Source organism: Pseudomonas alkylphenolica (assembly GCF_004025535.1).
Lineage (GTDB): Bacteria > Pseudomonadota > Gammaproteobacteria > Pseudomonadales > Pseudomonadaceae > Aquipseudomonas > Aquipseudomonas alkylphenolica_A.
This window is the reverse complement of the sequence record NZ_QJRG01000048.1, coordinates 1-2882: the sequence shown is the minus strand read 5'-3', so window position 1 is coordinate 2882 and position 2882 is coordinate 1. Positions and strand designations below refer to the sequence as shown.

Below are 2882 nucleotides of genomic sequence, written 5' to 3'. Positions count from 1 at the left end.
CCTGCACGGTCCAGCCACCGAGTGCGGCGATGCCCGGTATCGGTACGCCGGGGTCATAGGGCCAGACCGCTTGCAGCAAGCCAGTGTCGCAAGCGCGGTAGGCGGCTTCGCAGACGAAGGGCTTGCCGAGGCGCTGGAGGAAGATGTAGACGTAGCCCTCGCGGATGCTGCGCACCGCATAGCGGCTGTGGCGCAGCGACGGGACGAGCTGTTTGCCCAGGTGCGCAGGCAGCGTGGGGGCCAGCTGCGCGAGGATGGCCGGGTCGGTGCCGGACACCACACCGTAGCGCAACGGCAGGATGGTGATGGTGCGATGGCATTCGACGCAGGCGCTGGGGCTGGCGTTGGAGAGGGTAAGGTTGGCGGTTTCGCTGCTCATGCGCAGCAGCTCGCGTAACGATGGTCGTTGGGTGGACATGGCAATTCCTTTTGTGGTCGGGCGTCAGGTTTTCTGCTCGCCAAGCGCGAGATACAAATCACCCAGGTGCCCGGCGCCCGAAGCCGCATCGCGAATAGCGTGCTGCCAGTGGCGGTCAGCCTCCAGCGTTGGCGATTCTTGTGCCAGGGCGATAAAGACATAGTCGAGAAGGTCGCGGTATCGGGTAAGGCCGACGTCCTTTGCCGCAGTAATGACCGCTTCGACGCGTGCCAGGCGCACGCCTGGGCAGGGGGTATCGAACAGCGATGGTGCCTGACGCTCTATGGCCGCCAGTATTCTGAGAGGTAGCGGGTTACGGACCAGTACCTGCCAGAGCTTGTCGTCGACCAACAGCGCCGAGGGCGCGGCGGCATTGGTCATGGCCAGGCCAGGCACGCGGCCCCAGCGCTCGGTCCGGGGGTCTGACGTAGGTACCCACCAGGAGACAATAGGCGCCATGAGTGCGCCCCACCAGCCGCCGTCGGCATGCTTGCTCAGACGCGGAAGTACGCGTGGGTCGAAGTAGCGCAACAGGAAGGCTGCTCCCTGCGGCCCGCGCGCTACACCCGCCTGAGCAAGGTGTGTGGCGAGTTGCTCCCCCGGTACGGCGCTGACAATCCAGCCATGGCGAGGGATCTGCGCCGCGGCGAAAGCGCTCAACAAGGCATGATGACCTGCCTCGGAAGTTTCTTGCGCGGCCAAAAGCAGTGGGCTGTAAGGAAACAGCGCCTCCCAGAGCGGGTCTTGCAGCAGTGAATAGGCTCGCTGGTCAAAACGCGACTTGACCCATGCTCGCTGGCGTTCGTCGAGTAACGCCTGGTCGCAGACCGCCAGCAGATAGCGTGGCGCGTGCTGTGCAGCCAGCTCTTTCATCAGCGTTTGTTCGAGACTACTCATGCTTTCACCAATGCTTGATGTTCCGCTGCTGCCTTCAGCCAGCAGCTGACGCAAACGGGCTCACCGGTGTAAGGGACGCCCCCCGCTGAAACCGCTATCCCGCCTTGAAGGACTTCCAGGTCGATGTTTCTTGCCTCGAAGTGGACGGCGGACCCATTGAACTTGAGGCCACTGCCGTCCAATGTCAGCACCCCGCCCGGTGTGCTCCAGCGCATCGACTCGGCCTGGCTCTCGAACTGCCTGGTTTGAAAACGGATGGCTTCACCGGCATGCACCTGGTGGTGCCCCTGAACCTCAAGCGTCGAATGGCCCCCCACCTCACGGCTATGATTGGCGGCGACCTTGTCGACTCGGCTGTTGCCGATCTCTTCGATACGATCTTGTGTGATGGAGATCTGATGGCTGCGCTTGACGATCAGCGTCTTGTCGCGGTCCACAGTAACAAACAGGTCCTGGCCTATATCCAGACGGTCATCGCGGACGATGGTGTCGTGTCGGTCCTGGCCAACTTCGAGCACTTCGTCGCGTGCCACCTTCTCGCTGCGATCATTGCCAACGCGCGTGGTTTCGTTGTGCTTGACCACGTTGTTCTGGTCTTTCTCGGCATGAATGAACACCTCCTGGCGGCCCAGTTCATCCTCAAAGCGCAGCTCATTGAAGCCATCGCCCTTGTGGGTCTGGCTCTTGATGGTCATGCGCGTCTTGTGCTCGGGCAGGTCGTAGGGCGGCAGCTGGTTACCGCAGTAGGTGCGCCCGGTGATCATCGGCTGGTCGGGGTCGGCGTTGACGTACTGGATGATCACTTCCTGGCCGATCCGCGGAATGGCCATGGAACCCCAGCTGCCCCCGGCCCAGCCTTGCGATACCCGTACCCAGCACGAGCTGAATTCGTTATCGCGGCTTTCGCGGTCCCAGGGGAAGCTGACCTTGACCCGACCCCATTGGTCGCAATAGATCTCTTCACCCGGCGGGCCGACCACGGTGGCCATGTGCGGGCCATCGACGTGCGGTTTCGGCAGCGGCTCTGGCCGCCACTCGATCAGACCAGAGACCACCACGGCGGTCTGCGAATAGTGCGTGCCCTGTTGGGCGCCCGCGGCTTCTTCCTGCAGGCTGGTGAACTGGGTGCCGGTGTGGCTAGCGCTGATCACCCGCCAATATACGTTGAAGGTCTCGCGCGGATGCTCGCGGAGGCTGAAGCTCAGGCCGGGCTGCAGGCGTACGTCGTCGCCTTCGACTTCGGCAAGGCGTGCATCGTGGCGCAGGCCCATCGCGCGCGTATGGATGAGGGGTTTGGCGACGGCTTCGCGTTTGTAACGGCCGGGGTAGTCGAAACGTTCGTAGTCATTGGCCAGGTGCTGTATGTGATCGGGCAGGCCGACCTGCTCCAGGCGATAGGCCGGGTGAGTGAAGGTGTAGTCGCGCTGCACCTGGCGCGTTGAGCGCACCTGTTCGCGGTAGCTGAAGCGGCGCAGGCACGGTTCGGCTTGATCGCCGCCGCCGCTGGCGTGGTACAGCACGGTGTCGGGAAATGCTTCCTGGCTGTCTTCCTGCTCATCCTTGATGC

Annotated in this window: 3 protein-coding genes; all 3 read right to left on the bottom strand. The window is 63.2% G+C overall.

The window, feature by feature from the left end:
* The coding region (locus tag DM813_RS28500) for a toxin VasX (RefSeq protein WP_347233030.1) at positions 1–418 on the bottom strand (418 nt) is incomplete at its 3' end.
* A 24-nt stretch (positions 419–442) separates the two neighbouring features.
* Positions 443–1315 (bottom strand): DUF4123 domain-containing protein, encoded by an 873-nt coding sequence (locus DM813_RS20775; protein WP_128325279.1) that lies wholly within the window; start codon positions 1313–1315, stop codon positions 443–445.
* Positions 1312–2882: type VI secretion system Vgr family protein (locus DM813_RS20770; RefSeq protein WP_128325278.1), on the bottom strand; the 1571-nt coding region annotated here is incomplete at its 5' end. The genes DM813_RS20770 and DM813_RS20775, both read right to left, overlap by 4 nt.

Coding starts and splice junctions, on each gene's coding strand:
- DM813_RS20775 (WP_128325279.1), bottom strand. CDS start 1,315: ATGAGTAGTCTCGAACAAACGCTGATGAAAGAGCTGGCTGCACAGCAC.